The sequence below is a fragment of the Runella sp. R5_40 genome (assembly GCF_057652295.1).
This window is the reverse complement of the sequence record NZ_JBYFCH010000035.1, coordinates 24,067-44,225: the sequence shown is the minus strand read 5'-3', so window position 1 is coordinate 44,225 and position 20,159 is coordinate 24,067. Positions and strand designations below refer to the sequence as shown.

At 46.4% G+C, this 20,159-nt stretch carries 4 protein-coding genes; all 4 read right to left on the bottom strand.

Translation table 11 applies throughout. From position 1 onward, the window contains the following. Window positions 1-66: 66 nt before the first annotated feature. The 4 genes from AC23N5_RS29830 to AC23N5_RS29815 all read right to left on the bottom strand — a co-directional run bounded on the left by AC23N5_RS29830 (window position 67) and on the right by AC23N5_RS29815 (window position 20,014). Window positions 67-2,013 carry a hypothetical protein gene (locus AC23N5_RS29830; protein WP_487758327.1) on the bottom strand — a complete coding sequence of 649 codons (1,947 nt, stop codon included), beginning with the start codon at window positions 2,011-2,013 and terminating at the stop codon, window positions 67-69. Between the two features lie 109 nt (window positions 2,014-2,122). Then, window positions 2,123-6,199, bottom strand: coding sequence for a hybrid sensor histidine kinase/response regulator transcription factor (locus AC23N5_RS29825; RefSeq protein ID WP_487758326.1), 4,077 nt, complete (start codon window positions 6,197-6,199; stop codon window positions 2,123-2,125). Between the two features lie 98 nt (window positions 6,200-6,297). Continuing rightward, on the bottom strand, window positions 6,298-15,030 hold the full coding sequence (locus AC23N5_RS29820) for a T9SS type A sorting domain-containing protein (RefSeq protein WP_487758325.1): 8,733 nt from the start codon (window positions 15,028-15,030) through the stop codon (window positions 6,298-6,300). A 202-nt stretch (window positions 15,031-15,232) separates the two neighbouring features. Then, window positions 15,233-20,014, bottom strand: a complete 4,782-nt coding sequence (locus tag AC23N5_RS29815) for a T9SS type A sorting domain-containing protein (RefSeq protein ID WP_487758324.1) — start codon at window positions 20,012-20,014, stop codon at window positions 15,233-15,235. Window positions 20,015-20,159: the final 145 nt, after the last annotated feature.

Genomic DNA, 20,159 nt, shown 5'->3' with positions numbered 1-20,159 from the left:
CGCAGGACACAAAAAAAGCCTCATTTTGAGGCTTTTTAAGGGCTTTACAGTTTCAGAATGTGATTGCTATTTACTGTACACCATACACTGTGTTATCGCTAGCATGTTTGCTTTTGCTATATCTGCCAAGTACTTTCTACCCTGTTGAGAACTACTCATAGTTATGCCACCCAACCCTGACGAAATAAATTGGTAAACAGAATTTATAATATCGGTTGTATAATTTTGCGTCCCCGCGACACCATTAAAGGGTGAAGTCATAATGTTATCATTGGAAGCATCAGTAAACTGAACCGTAGCTTGCGCAAAAGTCAATACAGGCGTTGTTTGATTCGTTTCAGGAATTTTCAATCCCATCAAAATGATGATGTGGTCATCCTTTTGATCATCCCCAATTTCATAATCAATTTTACAAGAAACAAATATTCCTAAACTTCCCGAGACGGACGATTCTTGATACCACGTCCGATAGTGGCTTTCTTCGTACGCATATTCCGTCACTTGATTAAAAGGAAAAGTACCAGTTGTTAAACCTTGTTTTGGTGCCCAACTACTGGCAGTACTCCCGAGTAAATTTGATAGTGCCGAAGGGAAATTATCATTCTCAAAGCTCAATACGTAAGCGTTTTTTTCATTGGTCGGGTCGGTATAAATAGGAAGTGAGTACTGGGTTGCAACTGTAGCACAAATGCGATTGATAGTATGACAAATAACGGGCAAGAAGTAAAATTGACCTCCGTTATCAGTAAATTTATATACTTTATTTGCAATAAAATTAAATACATTGCAAACAAAATTAAAGACATCGACAAACTCATCAGCTGCTTCATCCGATATACCTAATGTCTCAAATGAATTTGTAACTCCTAAGTACCAAGCAATATCATCCACGGATTTGATGACAGAAGAGGGTACATCAAAAGCACCGTTGGATGTCCAAATAAAGTTCTCAATCTGCAATATACTTCCAGCGTTATCAAAATAAATATCAAAAGTAGCCGTGTCATTCCAGGCAAAATCAATGTCATGCTCCAAATAGACATTGTACTTTGTCCAGCCATTTTGAGGCAAATTCGTCGTATCATCGCTTGTGTAATACGTAGTTCCTTGATCGGCTGATTGCTCTTTAAATGCTGGATATTTTATCGAATACGTTGAATCTTCAACCTCATAGGTAATTTTACTATCCGACTCCTTACTTGTGGGAAATGGATACGAATTGTACAAAGTTTGGGAATCAATATAAGGTGAAGCATAAGGAGTGTTCCAAAATTCGGGTTTGTAATTGTAAATCAATAACGAGTTGATTTGGTTTTTCCAATCACCCACACTTTTTCCATTTAAGTCCTTTCTATCTACATCGTTGAGGTCTGAATACGTAGTTTCAGGGTCTATTTTTTTAAAATTTCCCACCATTTTAGGTTGATCATAAATAATTAACCAAGTGTTTGGCCCCGTTTTCAGCGCACTAATGGCATTCGCTCCTGACATAAATCGTCCAGTAGAAGCATAGCCAACATTGGCTACATCAATACAATTTGTAACACCGTCAAAAACCTTATTATCTCCCGAAAAACCACCATCCTCACAAACAAGAACTTGGGTATCATTTAATTCAAAGAGTTCATCCTTACTTGGGGCTTTATGATTTATCGTGTCCCACCAAGAGGGCTTATGTTTATAGAGAACAAAGCTTTGGATTTGGTTTTTCCAATCGCCAATATTTTTACCGTTTGAATCATATCGGGGCGTATGATTCAAGTCAATTTTACCGTCGCTTTCTGTAATCCTTAAAATGTTGCCACTGTAGTCTGTTCCATCAAATGCCAGCACCCATGTTTTTGAATAAGCCTGAGCCGTATCGTCATCAGCCGTAATGTTTGATTGGGCTTGTATATCGGTATAGTGATTGCCCGAATCTCCTAAAGTATTCCATGTTTGAAAGTCCATTTTTTTGTTGTTTAGAGTTGAATCATTGAATTGAGTAAAACTTATGAGGCAAAATTGTCTCATTTTGCACTATCACCGTTAGCACAAACGGCGCATTCTTTAACACATTCGGCGCAGGGCATAAAAAAAGCCCTCAATTCGCATTGAAGGCTCGTTTTGCGTTGAGTATAATTTAAAAATACTCCGAAGGTAGCATACCGAATTTTTCCTGAAAGCTTTTGGAGAAATACGAAAGGTGCTCAAATCCAACTTGATAGGCAATATCCGAAACCGTACCTGCTTTGGCACGGAGCAAATCGGCGGCGCGTTGCAATCGAAACGCTCGAATAAGCTCATTGCTAGAACAATCACACAACGCATTTAATTTTCGATTCAGCTGCGATTTACTCATGTTCATCGCCGTCGAAAATTCAATCACGCCAAACGCACTGTCTGAAAGATTTGCCTCCAGCACTGCCTTTACTTTTTGCAAAAATAACTCGTCCACCGTGCTTGTTTTTACTTCGGTGGGTTTTAGCTTGGTCGGTTTTGCTTCGAGGGTTTTACTGCTGAAATAGTGGCGTAGTTTTTCCTGTTTTTGGAGCAAGTTTTTCACCCGACTCTGGAGTTCGGTTTTGTGAAAAGGTTTGGTCAAATACTCATCGGCTCCCAATTCAAAACCTTCGATGCGGTCTTCGAGTGTGGCCTTGGCCGTCAGCATCACCACAGGAATGTGGCTGCTACGTTCGTCGGACTTGAGGTGGCGACAAAACTCAAATCCATCCATGCGAGGCATCATCAAGTCACAAATAACGATATTGGGCGAGGTCTGAATCGCTAAATCAAGCCCTTCTCGCCCGTCGGCAGCCTCTACTATTTGGTACTCTTTTTCAAAAATACTGCGTACATACGCCCGAATATCGGCATTGTCATCAATAATGAGTAACACTTCTCCCTCTTCCTCGACAGCCAACTGATTGCGTTTTTTATCGACCGACGGCTCTTCCACCAAAGGCAACAAACTGCTGTAATCCAGCGCATTTGCCTGTAATCTTTGCTGATTTTCGCTCGGCGGTTCGGTTAAATAGTCTTTCCAAGTTGTTTCATCAATGGGCAATCGTACCCGAAACGTTGTTCCTACATTTTCTGTACTTTCAACCACAATCGTTCCTTTCAGTACATCTACCAACTCCTTAACCAAGGCCAGCCCAATGCCCGTTCCTTCATAACCTCGTTTTCGGTCGGCTTCGACTTGATAAAAACGGTTAAAAATCTTATCGAGCTGCGCGGGTTTTATCCCAATTCCCGTATCCGAAACGGTAATCATAACCTCCCTACTCCCAGTGCGAGAAATGTACTGTATATCGACCGTCACTTTCCCGCCAGCTTCCGTAAATTTCAACGCATTAGAAAGCAAATTGGTCACGATTTTTTCGACTTTGTCTTCATCCACACAGCCATGTACTTCATCCTGATTTTGAGACACGTCCAAACGCACCCGACGACTTTCGGCCAAAGAAACAAACGAACCCGTCAACGTTCGGAAATAACGCACCAATTCAGTCGAAGTCATTTCGGGTTTCATTTGTCCCGCTTCTAACTTACTGATGTCCAACAACTGATTAATCAAAGTCAACAAGCGACTAGCGTTCCGCTGAATGATGGGAAAGCGAACATCGGCCTCGTATTCCTGAATAATTTGCTCCATTGGCCCCAAAATCAAGGTCAACGGCGTACGAAACTCGTGTGAAATATTGGCAAAAAAGTTGGTTTTAATCGCGTCCAATTCCGCCAAACGTTCGGCTTCTTTGTTCTTATAAAGGAGTTGTTCTTGCAAACGAACTCGGTTCAATTGCGCCAAATACAAGCGATATACAATCAATGAAACGAGACTCAAATAACACAAATAGGCCCACCAAGTGCGATAGAGAGGAGGATTGACGGTAATTTTCAATTCCACAGGCACACTCCATTGACTGCCATCGGCCGAGCCAGTGAGCTGAAACGTATAGCTTCCAGAAGGCAATTGCGAATACGTCACCGAATGGGTTGTCCCTGCTTCGATACGCTTTTTGTCAATGCCCAACAGTTGGTAACGAAAACGATTTTTGGGAGCATTTTCTAAATCAATCAACGAAAAACTGAGCGTCACTTGGTTCTGATCATGCGCCAATTGAATAGACGAAGTTTGTTCTATGCTTTGGGCTAAAATCTCGGTTTCGTCGCCTGGCATCACTTCTTGGTTGTTGATTTTCAACTGATTGATTTTCGGCAGTTGGCTCGCTTTCGTCCGTTGTAAAGCCGCTGGCGAAAACACCGTCAAGCCGTTCACTCCCCCAAAAGCCAATTCGCCATGGTTTGTTTTAAAACAAGAAGCTACTGCAAACTCATCGGCTTGAAGCCCATCTTTGGAGGTAAAGTTGGCGCTCACAAACGTTCTTGGATTAAACTGAACCAAGCCATGATAGGTACTCAACCACAGGTTTTTATTGTCATCGGGCAACATTCCAACGATGTAATCATCGGGCAAACCATCATTGACGGTAAAGTGCTCAAAAGTGCCTTTTGTTTTATTCATTCGATTGAGGCCGCCACCGAGCGTTCCCACCCACAAGTAGGTAGTAGGCTCGTGAGGGTCGTCCACCATCATTGATACTTGGTTTTCAGAAAGGGTGGTAGCGTATTTTGGGTGGTGCTTAAAAAGTCGAAATTGGTAACCGCCTTTGGCATGAGGAACGGCTTGAAGCAGCCCGTTTTGCGTACCCAACCACCACGTTCCTTGCCCATCACAGTAAGCAAAAACTACCTTTACGTTGGCAGGAACAATTTTTTCGTAGGAATAATAGCCCAATCGTTTTTGAAGCGTATCAAATTTGACAATATAAGAACCTAGGCCCATAATGAGTAAATTCCCTTGTCTATCTTTGTACAATCTCCCCAAATTTTCTCCCACTCCCTGAACCTCCAGCGGGTATTTTTCAACCTCGTTTAGTCCTTTTTCGAGGTGTTTGAGAACCATTTTTGAAAAATCTGTCGCATCGTTTTGCAACTGCCAGTAGCCCCCCCTGCCATCTTCAATCATGGCGTGGGTATCTATATACATTGGTTTTGGAGGCAGATTTTGCGCATCTGTGGATGTGACAAGATGAAACGCTTTAAAATTATTAATTACCCAACGGTCATACGTATCCTGAAACCCAACCCAAATGCTTCGCCCCTTAAAATAGTGTTTAAATCGCTGAGAATCATTCGCTTCTTTTAAAAGTCCGTATCCTCCCGTGTTAACCCAACAACTACCACTCTGATCCGATTTTAATCCCGAAAATAACACAAAACTACCTGATTGATAAGTAGGGGTTGTTGTGGTAATATCAGGAGTGAGTTGGGTATAATGTGCCTTAAATAGTCGCGTGTTTTCCAAAATAAAGACGTTTCCCAAATCGTCAATCCGTATTTGTAGAGGTAACCCTTGCGGGTTATTCTTAGAATAAAGCACGTCTATTTTGTTGTCTTTATACGCCAACACCTGCGTGGGCTGCGTAAGGATAAGTGTGCCATCGGGCGCTTCGTACATATTCAAGAAACGCCCAGTACCCGCAGGTTCAATTTTGATGGGAATGTATTGATGGTTGAGGTAGTCGATACGCCCAAAACCCGCTTGAGTCCCCACTACTAGCTGTTTGTTTTTGAGAAGTTTAATAAAATTCACCCGCATCGTAGAGACGAGGTTCGTCTTCAAAGTAGTTACTGTAACGCGGTCGCTAAAATCTACTTTGGTAGGAAAATTACCTTTTTTTAAATCATCGGGGAGCGTGATTTTATAAATTCCGCCCGTCAATGTACCCACCCACAAATCTCCTCGACTGTCTTCAGCAATACAATAAATATGTTGCCTGACCGCAGGAAGTTTATTCTTTTTATCGGTCAAAAAACAATGATAAAATCGTTGCGTTTTGACATCAAACAAATTCAATTCACCGCTTTCGGTACCAATCCATAGGCGATGGTGGTTATCTTCGTAGAGGGCCGTCGTTTGGTTAGAAGTAATGGCATAAGAAGGGCTAGTATGGGTAGTAAAAACTTTGAAACTATAGCCATCGTAGCGGTTTAGGCCCGCTTTTGTCGCCATCCAAACGTATCCTTCTTGGTCTTGAAGTAAGTCAAAAACAGTACCATGAGAAAGTCCATCGGCCGTTGTAACAGAACGCCATTGACTTTGTTGAGCAAAAAGTAGGGTCGAGTAAAAATAAAAAATCCAAAAAAAACGCATTTCCAAAGGATATTTATCCTCAAATTAAGCGTTTTTTTTGGACAAAACAGTCCCGCAGTTACTAAAGGTATATAATTCCTGCGGGACTATTTATTAAATTACAACTTTATCACCTTCAAAGTAGCCCGTTTTTCGGACGTCGTTACCTGCAAGAAATACATTCCCTTCGGCAGCTCACTTACCCCAAACTCCTCTTGGTGCGTGTTGGTTTCGGGCACAAATTGGCGATGTAAAATTGCCCGTCCTGAGGCATCGCTCAAGGTAGTTTGCACCACTTGTCCTTTGCTATCTTGCACGTTCAAGCGAAGGATACTGGTAACTGGGTTGGGCAGAACGGTAGCGAAGGCGCTGTTATCAGTTATCGGTTGTCCGTTATCCGAAACAACTTGCCCTTCACCTCTTGCCCCTTGCTCCCCACTCTCCGCTGTCCTCGCTGCTCCCACGCCTACCCCGTCTTTCGATTGGATTCTAAACCAGTATTCTTGGTAGGCCAACACGTTCCCTTGGGGTTTACGCGTCGATGGATAGATACTGCCCCAGCCTTTCATATCCCAATAACGTATCCCTAACTTATACAAGCCCTTGGGAAACCCTTCGTCATAGATGTTGCCACCTGAGCCATTGTCCGCATAAAAACCGTACAACGGATGATTTTGCGCGTATAACTCCGTCCAGCCTGAACGGTTGGCATACATAAAATACGGCGCACTGTTCTCGTGGGTGTTGTACGAACGTACAATGCCTGTTTCGGGCGTCGCCAACAAATCGTAGGTCAGTGAGCCACTCTCGCCCAATACACACGCATCCACGTGAATTGTCCAATAACGGGGAGCCGTCTTGTTCAAATTCTCTGAAAAATACACCGTCGGATTAGCCTGCGTACTCTGGTCTAGGCTCGGCCCCGCATCTGGGGTCACAAATTGACCCGACCACGCACTGCGGCTGTTGGTCTTTGTCCCAGACTTCGATTCGCCGATGTTGATGAGCGTCAACTCAAACGCCTTCCACATTACTTCCTTGCTCGCACTTACACTACTCTGACATCCATTCGCATACACACAACGTACCGAATAACTCTGCTTGGTCACATTCGCAAACGATACCTTAAAGCTATTCTCCGTAACTCCCGTGTTCCACAAAGCACTCGACCCCGCAGGACAACTCGTCGATACCGTCACTTCTACTCCCGTACATACCACGTCGGCACTTACTACTACTACTGGCACCTCGCTCACCGAAGCCACCGTGTAAGTCACCACATTACTCTTTTCACTCATACAACCACCAATCGCCTGACAACGAACATAATAGGAGGTCGTTTCACTCGGTGTTTGACTTGGTAAACCCGCTAATGCTTCGTTTGTTACCGCATTGTACCAAATTGTACTCATTGAACCACAATTTGATGTACCTATAAAACTTGTTGCCAAACCACATCCGCTGGTCACATTTAAACTCGCCATTGGCACCATCGACATACTCGTTAAGCGAAAACGAAGCACATTCGACTCCGTTTCTATACAAGAATGTACATTGTCCCATTTGCGACAACGTACGCGGTAATTGTGGTACTGACCATCCACCATCTGCGTCGGAACCACACTCGTGTAATCCCCACCATCAACCGAATAAACCAAGACCTCTCCCACACCGCAACTAGCATTAAACGTAATCGCATTTCCTTCCACGTTACAAATATCCTTCGTTTCACCAGCATTCACCACCACGCCATCGACTAACAACGATACATTTTGTGGAACAGATGCGCGGTAGTTGATGGTCACTTCAATCGGGCTCGTATAAGTTACTGCACAACTCGCATCGCACGCAGCTTGGTAGCGATGAGGTTGGTTATTGGATGGCTGGGTAACTGGTGCTGTCGCTGACCAGTCACTCCATGCCCCACTACCCACTTGTACCCGCCATACGGGCGAACCCACCACACACAAACCCGTAACAGCAAACTGCAATCCATTCACTGGATTCGCATCCGTATCGCAGAACGTCTGGCTGTTGCCTTCATTCAAGGTTTGTTGGAGCGTTGTTAACGTGATTACTGGTTTAGTCTGAACCCTAACCACCGCACTGCCACTCTGAGTTTGTGAACAGTTCGCATCGCTCACACTTACCAACGTATAATTATATACGCCTTCTGCGCTGCTCGATTGACTCACCGTCGCTGTCGAACTGCCGCCTGTTGTCGTCACAGTTTGTACTGTTCCTCCGTTCAACTGATAACTGAACGTGTAAGGGGCTGTCCCGTTGCTTCCTGTAAACGTCAGTATCGATGATGCACCGCCCTTACAAGCGGTCGTCGTGCCACTTACAGTCGCCAAGGGCAACGGGTAAGACGCCACTTGTGCAGTGCCCGTCATGCCTAAGGTACAGTTTGTCGCCGCATTCGTTGCTACCACCATATACGTTCCAAGTGACGTTTGTAAACCAAATGACAACGCCGAACCTGTTCCTGGCAACGAACTCCCCACCACGGCGTCTCCCAACTTGAGTTGGTAATTAATACCTGTCGCTGAGCTACTTAAACCAACCAATACCCCTGTTCCCCCTTGACAGTAGCTGCCGCCCCCTGTCACAGAAAATGCAGTAGGTAATGCGTTGATACTTACCGTCGCCGACCCACTCATCGTGGCCACACAACCACCCGTCGTTGTCGTGGCTTCAACCGTGTAACTGCCCGCATCCGTCTGATTACCAAACGAAAGTGCACTTCCCGTGCCTGCTACCACACTGCCGACGTTGCTGCCGTCTTTCTTCAATTGGTAATTGACCCCCGTTTGGGAATTGGATAGGCCAACCGCTACACCTGTGCCGCCTGCACAATAGGAGCCTCCGCCTGTCACGTTGTACGCCGTTGGTAAACTAATCATCGTTACCGTCATACTGCCCGTCATGGTCGCCGTGCAACCACCCGCGGCCGTCGTGGCTTCTACCGTAAAGGTACCTGCGCCCGTTTGATTCCCAAACGGTAACGCACTGCTCGTGCCCGCTACCGAACTGCCGACAGTGTTTCCGTCTTTCTTCAATTGGTAATTAACTCCCGTTTCTGAATTTGATAAACCAACCGCTACACCTGTGCCGCCTGCACAATAGGAGCCTCCGCCTGTCACGTTATACGCCGTCGGTAAACTAATCACCGTCACCGTCGCACTGCCCGTCATGGTCGCCGTGCAACCGCCCGTGGCTATGGTGGCTTCTACCGTATAAGTGCCCGCTCCCGTTTGATTCCCAAACGGTAACGCACTACCCGTGCCCGCTACCGCACTGCCGACGTTGCTGCCGTCTTTCTTCAATTGGTAATTGACTCCCGTTTGCGAATTTGATAACCCAACCGCTACACCTGTGCCGCCTGCACAATAGGAGCCTCCGCCTGTCACGTTGTACGCCGTCGGTAAACTAATCACCGTTACCGTCACACTGCCCGTCATGGTCGCCGTACAACCGCCCGTGGCTATGGTGGCTTCTACTGTATAGGTACCTGCTCCCGTTTGACTCCCAAACGGTAACGCACTGCCCGTGCCCGCTACCACACTGCCGACATTGTTACCGTCTTTCTTCAATTGATAATTAACTCCCGTTTCTGAATTTGATAAACCAACGGCCACACCTGTGCCGCCTGCACAATAGGAGCCTCCACCTGTCACGTTGTACGCCGTCGGTAAGCTAATCACCGTCACCGTCACACTGCCCGTCATGGTCGCCGCACAACCGCCCGTGGCTGTGGTGGCTTCTACCGTATAGGTACCCGCTCCCGTTTGATTCCCAAACGGTAACGCACTTCCCGTGCCCGCTACCGCACTGCCAACGTTACTGCCGTCTTTCTTCAATTGATAATTGACTCCCGTTTGCGAATTTGATAAACCAACGGCCACACCTGTGCCGCCTGCACAATAGGAGCCTCCGCCTGTTACAGAATAAGCCGTCGGTAAACTAATCACCGTTACCGTCACACTGCCCGTCATGGTCGCCGTGCAACCACCCGTGGCCGTCGTGGCTTCTACCGTATAGGTACCTGCGCCCGTTTGATTCCCAAACGGTAACGCACTTCCCGTGCCCGCTACCGCACTGCCGACGTTGCTGCCGTCTTTCTTCAATTGATAATTGACTCCCGTTTCTGAATTTGATAAACCAACCGCTACACCTGTGCCACCTGCACAATAACTTCCGCCGCCTGATACGGTAAACACCGTTGGATTCACACATGGACATGCACTTTGGGCTAATGCAAAAGTAGCGTCAACACAGTCATTATCTTCGTTTGCTCCCCAGCCCGCTGTAGGGGGTAAACTTGCGGTAGAAGGTGCCTCAAAAACAATATCTGTTAGTTGGGTTGCTCCTAATGCACCTTTGCCTACATACCAACTTGCTCCCGCCTGAAAAATATGAGCTGTTCCGTTGGTGTAACTTGGGCGACCGTTGTAGTCAGTTCCTCGGGTGTAGTTACCATTGTAGGCAGCGCAGTCTGTTGTAATGCACACTGCCGCTGGAATATCATTATCCGTAATGGCAATATCCCGAGTAGTTAGGCTTCCCAACGTGATGCCCGACGAAGGATTACTGATGGTCAGCGTAGCCGTTTCAGTGCCTTCTGCTAAGGCATCGTCTATTACCGTGAAAGTAACCGAGCCTGAGTTTGAGCCAGCTGGTATAGTGATGGTCGTAAGACTAAGGGTGTAATCACCCGTGGTGATGCCCGTACCCGATACGCCTAGGGTTACGGTTTGATCGGCTGGTACCACCACAGAAGCCGTGGCCGTAACAGTTATCATAGTAGCGGCCCCCTCCGACGCATTGTTTGTACTTACCGAAAGATTGACGGCAGGTAAAACAGTTACATCGACTCGATTAGAGGTTGTGTTGATTGGTGTATTGGGATTATTGGGGTCTTCGTAAGTTGCAGTGACAGTGTTACTAATTGCCTGCCCAGACGCCGCCTGATTCACTTTTCGTTGAAATGACAATGTTCTGGAAGTACCTGAGGCAATCTTGCCTGTCCAATCATGCCTATATTTAGTCACATCCGTTGAAGCGGTAGTCCCTGTTTGCTCTCCACCCAAAAGATTTGTAGCAGGGTTTCCACTAAAATATTGAGTTGTCCCTGTACTTGAGGCCAAAACCGACCCTACAATGTGGCTAGTATATATATCTCCTGCGCTTTCTACTGCCCAATTATTGGGAGCTTGACTACCGTCTTCAGTCACTACCACTTTATCCGCGTCCAAAGTAATATTGCCAACTCCAGCAGAGGGATCAGAAATATTTTTGAACTGTATTTGGTATTCAATGATATTTCCAAAAGCAGGTTTCTTTGATGTTGTTGACAGCGTGCCATCAGAACCTTGAACGGCGGGTCCTGTTCCCTGTAAAATCCGCGACTGTTTCAATTGTTGGAGGAAACCCGTATATACACGATCAATCGTCTTATTTTGCACTGCGTCATCTGCCGAACCATTACCATTGGCATCAATGAATGCGGTGATTGTTACGGGAAACCCACGTTCAACGCTAGAATTAGTTGACAGGGGTGTTCCAGGGGGCAAATCAATTTCGACACCATAAGTAGCCGTTGCATTTGCGGCTAATCCATTAATTTGGATGGGGTTAGTTCCGTCAATTGGGTTACCAGCCACAAAACCAATGCCGGATAAAAATACAAAGGTTGTACCATTGTAGGTGTAAGTAGCAGAGGCGCTACTGTAAGAAAGAGTTACAATTGTATTAGTAGGCAAATCTGACAGTGTGGTAGGAGCAGACGGCCTTAATGATATATTGACTGACGACGTACTTGTATTTTTTACCGTATTCGTAAAGCCAACAGATTGTGGATCAATGGAACTCGCTGGTGATGTACCCGGTGAAACAAAGGAAGATTTATTGGAAAAATCATCATTATTATCTGTGGGGCCAGTAGCCTCAGGAGAACCTAATGGGCCATTGGCTACCATATTATTAGGAGACGGAGTAACTGTCATACTCCCCATATTATTTACACTAAATGATAAACCTGAGTTCGTTCCTGCCCCATCAGTATCTGCGTAAGTCCAGTTTGCTCCGCCATTAAGCGAAAAACGATATACATAACTATACGACCCCGCAACGCTGGGAGCAGTTAAAGTAGCTTGATATTCGTCATCGTTTCCGACCTGCATGCTAAAGGATGCATTGGTATATACCCAGCCAGAGGTACTTCTTGGATCGGTATTTGATGGCCCATAACCAACTTGTGCAGTAACTTGGGAAGAAGCACCTGCTACTGAAGTTACTCCCGTTTCAAAAATTCGTCCATAAATGACTGGTGTTGTCGCTCCACTACTAACTGTAATAGAAGTGGGAAATTGTAAATTACAATAGTCTGGTTTATTTAGGTTTGTAATCGTAATATCCTGTGTAAGAGCACTTCCTAATGTAATTCCTGAGGATGGACTACTAAGTGTCAATACTGCGGTTTCGGTAGATTCTTCTACGTCATCATTTACTACTTTGAAGGTGGCCGTACCCGCTGTACCGCCATCGGGGATGGTAATGGTAACGTTGTTGGTGGTTGTATTGTTGAGGGTATAATCTCCCGTAGTGATATTGGTACCCGATACGGTGAGGGTCACCGTTTGTGCGCCCGACACCGCCGCAGAGGCCGTGGCCGTGACGGTGATTGAGGTCGCGTCTGCCTCTGTGCCAGTGTTAGAACTGACTGAGAGATTGACAGCGGGGTTGGAAGGGGTACTAGCAAATTCGACAGTAACTTTCACGTCATTAAAGCCAACAATACGCACTTTATTATTTTCTGCAAAAGCACCGCGCAGACGACCTGTAGTACCTGCATCATAGGCTGTCCACGAAAGGCCACTGTCGCTTGAGACCAGAACATAGGCACTAAATGGCGTAACACTTTGGTTTTGCACCGCCACAAATTTTCCGTTGGTGTAGACGAGCGCGCCAAAACCCGAATTCCCAAGCGGATTTGCACTATTGCTGTAACCATCAATAGTGGTCACATTGCCCATGTAAAAAGTTGAATTGGTAATATCACTGGTAGTAGTGGAGAAAAACATCCTAGACGTTGCCGCAGCGGAGTTGAGCCGCCCGATAAGCAGATAACTCGTACCATTGTACGCAATGTCGTGAAAATGGCCAGTAATGCTGATGCTGGGGCTAGAGTTGGTCCATGAACTACCGTCTGTGGAGTAGGCTACACGCGCTGTTCCTGTTGTTGCTGTAGAACCTCCAACCGCAATAAACATCCCGTTGAGGTAGCGAACAGAATAGTAGTTACTGCCTGTGCTGGCATCTTTGGAAATTTGAGACCAATTGGTGCCATTGGTAGACCGTAAGATACTTCCCTGGTTACCAACCGCTACATAGGCTCCGTTACCATAGGCAATACTGTTTAGGTTATCCGTACCATCGGTGTAGCCTGTACTCCCCACCGTCCATGTGGTACCGTTTACAGAGGTAGCAACCGTACCGCCTTGTCCAACGGCTACATATTTGCTGCCATCATGAATAACAGCGGTAAGCAAAGTTCTGACAGTATTTTGAAACGCTGCTGTTTGAGAAAAAGACGAGAAGTTGGTGGAGCTGAAGACAACACCCTCGCTGCTACTCCCCTGCCCCACCAGGGCATATCCCGTACCATTGCCAGCTACGCCATAAAAGCCCCCACTGGAATACACATAATTTATCCCATCTGCAGAATAAAGGGGCCCTGTACCAGTACACATGAAAAATTTATCATTTAGGTATACAGCCTCATTAACGGTGGCACTGACACTCTTAGATTGCAAGGTGAACGTAGTCGCATTGGTTGAAGTAAGTACTACGCCACTGGGTGAAGGCGCAGGTACCGTACCGTTACTATTATAATACTGATGTGTGCCGATAAGGTAGTATGTCGTGCCATCACTTACGGCCTGTGTGAACTGAGTGGCCCCCCCTGCAAAGGTTGAGGTACTGCCGTTGGGAAGATTGATTGTGTTGGAGGTGATATTAGTCCATGAAGAGCCATTTGTGGAAGTAAATACTGTACTCCCTACCCCAAAAATAAAAAAACGGTCTTTGACAAAATCTACCCCGTTAGTACCAGATTCAGACGGATTGATAGACTGCGAAGTCCACGACCCCGAAGCCCCCGTGGTAGAGCGATAGATGGACATTCCACCTGTACCAGCAATTCCATACGCCAACACATATGCCCCGCTACCATACGCAATACTGTTGAAATTTTGGTTGCTGTTGAGTACTTCCAGTACCTTTGTCCAAGTAACACCATCGGGGGAAGAAAGAACCACGTTGTTCTGGACATCAACCGTTCCAGTGGTTTGCAACCCCACGACATAGAATGCCCCGTTCAAAAACTGAATATCGATAAAGTCCATTGTTGTGCCGCTAGTTTGTGAGGTCCAAGAGGCACCATTATCCGAAGATGTAATGATTTTACCAGCATTACCCGCAAATACAAATACACCATTACCGTAGGCTCCACCTCCAGAAAAATACATGTCGGTTGGAATACTTGGACTTACAATTTTACTCCAATTAGTCCCATCAGTAGATGTGTACAAACTACCAAAGAGTGTCGTAGAATTCACTCCTGCGATGTAAGTTCCATTACCATAGGCAATACTATTGACCGACTGTCCATTCGGGTAGCCCTGCTGAGTTGTAATAATGGGTGCTTGTGCCTGAGTTTTGAATAGCCCAATAACCAATAAGCATACAAGGAACGGAACGGGAATAACGTGTTTCCATAACAACAGGGTAAGTCGCCTAAAAAAGGCACTCAGTGCATGAAAAGGTTGGCTGAAAGAAAAATACTTCATAAAAAGTTGAGAATAAGTGGTTAAAAAATAAGTGGAATGATAAAAAATTAGAATGCTTGAATTTATATAATAATTACAAGGCTAAGACATACTACCGAAAAAATCAAAAAAGGCTATTTTTCATTTGAAACAACTAATAGTTATTCACAACAAAGGCTATCCCTAAGATTAGGGATAGCCTTTGCTTTTTTTTACTCATTACTTACTCCACCTTCACTACTTTCAGGGTAGCTTGGTGTTGAGCCGTACTTACCTGCAAGAAATACATTCCCTTCGGCAGCTCACTTACCCCAAACTCCTCTTGGTGCGTATTGGTTTCGGGCACAAATTGACGATGTAAAATTGCCCGTCCTGAGGCATCAGTCAACGAAGTTTGCACTACTAGCCCTTTGCTCTCTTGCACCTTTAAACGAAGTACATTTGAAACTGGGTTAGGCAGAACAGTAGCGAAGGCGCTGTTATCGGTTATCGGTTGTCCGTTATCCGAAACAATTTGCCCTTCACCTCTTGCCACTTGCTCCCCACTCTCCGCTGTCCTCGCAGCTCCCACACCTACCCCGTCTTTCGACTGGATTCTAAACCAGTATTCTTGGTAGGCCAACACGTTCCCTTGGGGTTTACGCGTCGATGGATAGATACTGCCCCAGCCTTTCATATCCCAATAACGTATCCCTAACTTATACAAGCCCTTAGGAAACCCTTCGTCATAGATGTTGCCACCTGCCCCGTTCGATTCATAAAAACCATATAGCGGATGATTTTGCGCGTACAACTCCGTCCAGCCTGAACGGTTGGCATACATAAAATACGGCGCACTGTTCTCGTGGGTGTTGTACGAACGTACAATGCCTGTTTCGGGAACGGCTAACAAATCATACGTCAATGAGCCGCTCTCGCCCAATACACACGCATCCACGTGAATTGTCCAGTAACGGGGAGCCGTCTTGTTCAAGTTCTCTGAAAAATACATCGTCGGATTCTCTTGCGTACTTTGATCTAAACTTGGACCACCGTCTGGCGTCACAAATTGATTGGCCCAAGCGCTACGACTATTCGTCTTTATGCCCGACTTCGATTCGCCGATGTTAATTATCGTCAACTCAAACGCCTTCCACATTACTTCCTTGCTCGCACTTACACTACTCTGACATCCATTCGCATACACACAACGTACCGAATAACTCTGCTTGGTCACATTCGCAAACGATACCTTGAAGCTATTCTCCGTAACTCCCGTGTTCCACAAAGCACTCGACCCTGCTGGGCAGCTTGTAGATACTGTTACATCCACACCCGTACATACCACGTCGGCGCTTACTACTACCACTGGCACTTCACTCACCGAAGCCACCGTGTAAGTCACCACATTACTCTTTTCACTCATACAACCACCAATCGCCTGACAACGAACATAATAGGATGTCGTTTCACTCGGTGTTTGGCTTGGCAAACCCGCTAATGCTTCGTTTGTTACCGCATTGTACCAAATTGTACTCATTGAACCGCAATTTGATTCACCTATAAAACTTGTTGCCAAACCACATCCGCTGGTCACATTTAAACTCGCCATTGGCACCATCGACATACTCGTTAAGCGAAAACGAAGCACATTCGACTCCGTTTCTATACAAGAAAGTACATTGTCCGATTTGCGACAACGTACGCGGTAATTGTGGTACTGACCATCCACCATCTGCGACGGAACCACACTCGTGTAATCACCACCATCAACCGAATAAACCAATACCTCTCCCACACCGCAACTAGCATTAAACGTAATCGCATTTCCTTCCACGTTACATATATCTTTCGTTTCACCAGCATTCACCACCACGCCATCGACTAACAACGATACATTTTGTGGAACAGATGCGCGGTAGTTGATGGTCACTTCAATCGGACTCGTATAAGTTACTGCACAACTCGCATCGCACGCAGCTTGGTAGCGATGAGGTTGGTTATTCGAGGATTGGGTAACTGGTGCTGTCGCTGACCAGTCGCTCCATGCCCCACTACCCACTTGTACTCGCCATACGGGCGAACCCACCACGCACAAACCCGTAACAGCAAACTGCAATCCGTTCACAGGATTCGCATCCGTGTCGCAGAACGTCTGGCTGTTGCCTTCATTCAAGGTTTGTTGGAGCGTTGTTAACGTGATTACTGGTTTAGTCTGAACCCTAACCACCGCACTGCCACTCTGAGTTTGTGAGCAGTTCACATCGCTCACACTTACCAACGTATAATTATATACGCCTTCTGCGCTGCTCGATTGACTCACCGTCGCTGTCGAACTGCCGCCTGTTGTCGTCACGGTTTGTACTGTTCCTCCGTTCAACTGGTAACTGAACGTGTAAGGGGATGTCCCGTTGCTTCCTGTAAACGTTAGTGTCGATGATGCCCCGCCCTTACAAGCGGTCGTCGTGCCACTTACAGTCGCCAAGGGCAACGTATAATAGGCTACCACTGCGCTACTCGTCATATTGCTCGTACAAGAAGTGGCCGTTTTTGTCGCCATTACCGTATATGTACCCGTACTTGCTTGACTACCAAACGAAATGGTGCTTCCTGTTCCTGTTACAGCACTTCCAATGGCCTCATTGTCTTTCTTTAATTGGTAGGTAACCCCCGATTCTGAACCGCTCAAACCTACTAATACTCCTGCTCCACCTTGGCAGAAATTACCTCCCCCTGTTACGCTGAAAGCTGCGGGGGCTGATTTTACAATAACCATCTGATTGCTAATCATCATCGATTCGCAACCACCCGTTGCAGTAGTAGCTCCGACTGTATAAACTCCTGCTACCGTTTGATTCCCAAACGAAATCGCGCTGCCCGTCCCTGCTACAACACTGCCTACATTGCTACCATCTTTCTTCAATTGGTAATTTACCCCTGTCTTTGAACCAGTCAAACTGATAGGCACCCCTGCGTCACCTGGGCAAATTGGACCGCCACCTATCACGCTGTAAGCCGTTGGTAAACTAATCACTGTTACGTCCACACTCCCTGTCATCGCTTGCGTACACGTGGTCGTACTTGGCGTAGGCGCGGCAGCACCTCCTAAACGCACTGGCGTCGGACTACCGCCTACCTTCGAGGCTTCCACCGTGTAAGTGCCTCCTCCCGTCTGCACCCCAAACGAAAGCGAACTACCTGTACCTGCTACCAAACTGCCGACATTATTACCGCCTTTCTTCAATTGGTAACTTACGCCAGATTCCGAACCACTCAAGCCAACCAATACCCCTGTTCCACCCGAACAGTAGCTGCCCCCACCTGTCACAGTAAAGGTCACGGGTAGAGTCACTACACTCACCGCCACGTTACCGCTCATACTGGCAACACAACCGCCCGTAGCTGTGGTGGCTTCTACCGTATAGGTGCCTGCTCCCGTTTGATTCCCAAACGGTAACGCACTACCTGTACCTGCCACGACACTGCCTACATTGCTACCATCTTTCTTCAATTGATAGTTTACCCCCGTTTGCGAACTAGCCAATCCTACTTCAGAACCACTACCTCCTGCACAGTAAGGGCCACCGCCTGTCACGTTGTACGCCGTCGGTAAGCTAATCACCGTTACGGCCACACTCCCTGTCATCGTTTGCGTACACGTGGTAGCTGTTGGTGGAGCCCCTGTTCCCACACCAATGCGCGCTGGGCTTGCCCCTGCTTTCGAGGCTTCCACTGTATAAGTTCCAGAAGCTATCTGCAAACCAAACGAAAGCGCACTGCCTGTACCTGGTACGACACTTCCTACATTATTGCCGCCTTTCTTTAATTGATAACTTACGCCAGATTCCGAACCACTCAGGCCAACTACTACACCTGTTCCGCCCGAACAGAAGCTGCCACCACCCGTGACTGTAAAAGTTGTCGGCAAGGTTATCACACTCACAACTGCATTGCCTCCCATGGTCGAAGTACAACCTCCTGCTGCTGTGGTCGCTACTACAGTATAGGTACCTGCTTCTGTTTGGTTACCAAAAGAAATAACATTGCCCGTTCCTTCTACCGCACTTCCTACATTGTTTCCGCCTTTCTTGAGTTGATAATTTACGCCCGTTTGTGAACTCGCTAACCCCACTTCAGAACCTGCACTTCCTGCACAATATGGACCGCCGCCTGTGACGTTAAACGAACTTGGAAGGCTAATAACTGACACTGTCGCACTTCCTGTCATGGTAACAGAACAACCGCCCACTACACGGGTAGCCACCACAGTGTAAGTTCCTGCATCAGAGACATTTTCAAACGTAAGTCCAGCACCCGTTCCTGCTTTGGGAGAACCAACGTTGTTACTACCATTTTTCAATTGATAATTAATTCCCGTTTCTGAATTACTCAAAGAAACCGTAAAGTTACCCGTTCCACCAGCGCAATAACTTCCTCCGCCTGATACGGTAAACGCCGTTGGATTTACGCATGGGCAAGCCGCCAAGTCAATTGTAATGTCAATGTCTTCACAAATATTACTTCCCCAACCCACAGTAGGGGGTACTTGAGCTGTAGAAAGTGCTTCGTACACAATATCAGTACGATTGCCCACTTCACCAGAAACCAAAAACCAGCTTTGGTCTGCTTGAAAAATGGAGTAACCGCCTCTAGTATAGGTAGGGCGGCCATTATAATCACTTCCTTTGGTATAATTTCCACTTACCCCCGTACACTCCGTTGTAATACACAAAGCCGCTGGAACCGCATTTACCGTCATCGTGAGCTCATTACTCGTAGCAGAAGTAGGTGAGGCACAACCATCGCTACTGGTCATCACCACTTTGATTTTATCTCCGTTTGCCAAAGTAGCGTCCGAATAGGTCGCACTATTGGTTCCTACATTTGTATCATTCTTCTTCCACTGGTAGGAGGGAGTTGTACCGCCATTGGTAGGGGTAGCTGTAAACGTAACGCTTGTCCCTGCATTAATCGTTGTACCAGGATTAGCAGCAATACTTGCGGCTGGCGCAACCGTCTGAGCCACTAATGAGCCACAACCGCCCGATAAAGAAATGCTACCACAGTTTTCATCTTCAGTCCCCTCTGTTTGCCAGTTTGAACATGGGAGATTTGTTATTGATCCAGTTGTATTGAATGCGACAGGAAGGCCATAATACGATATTTCCCAT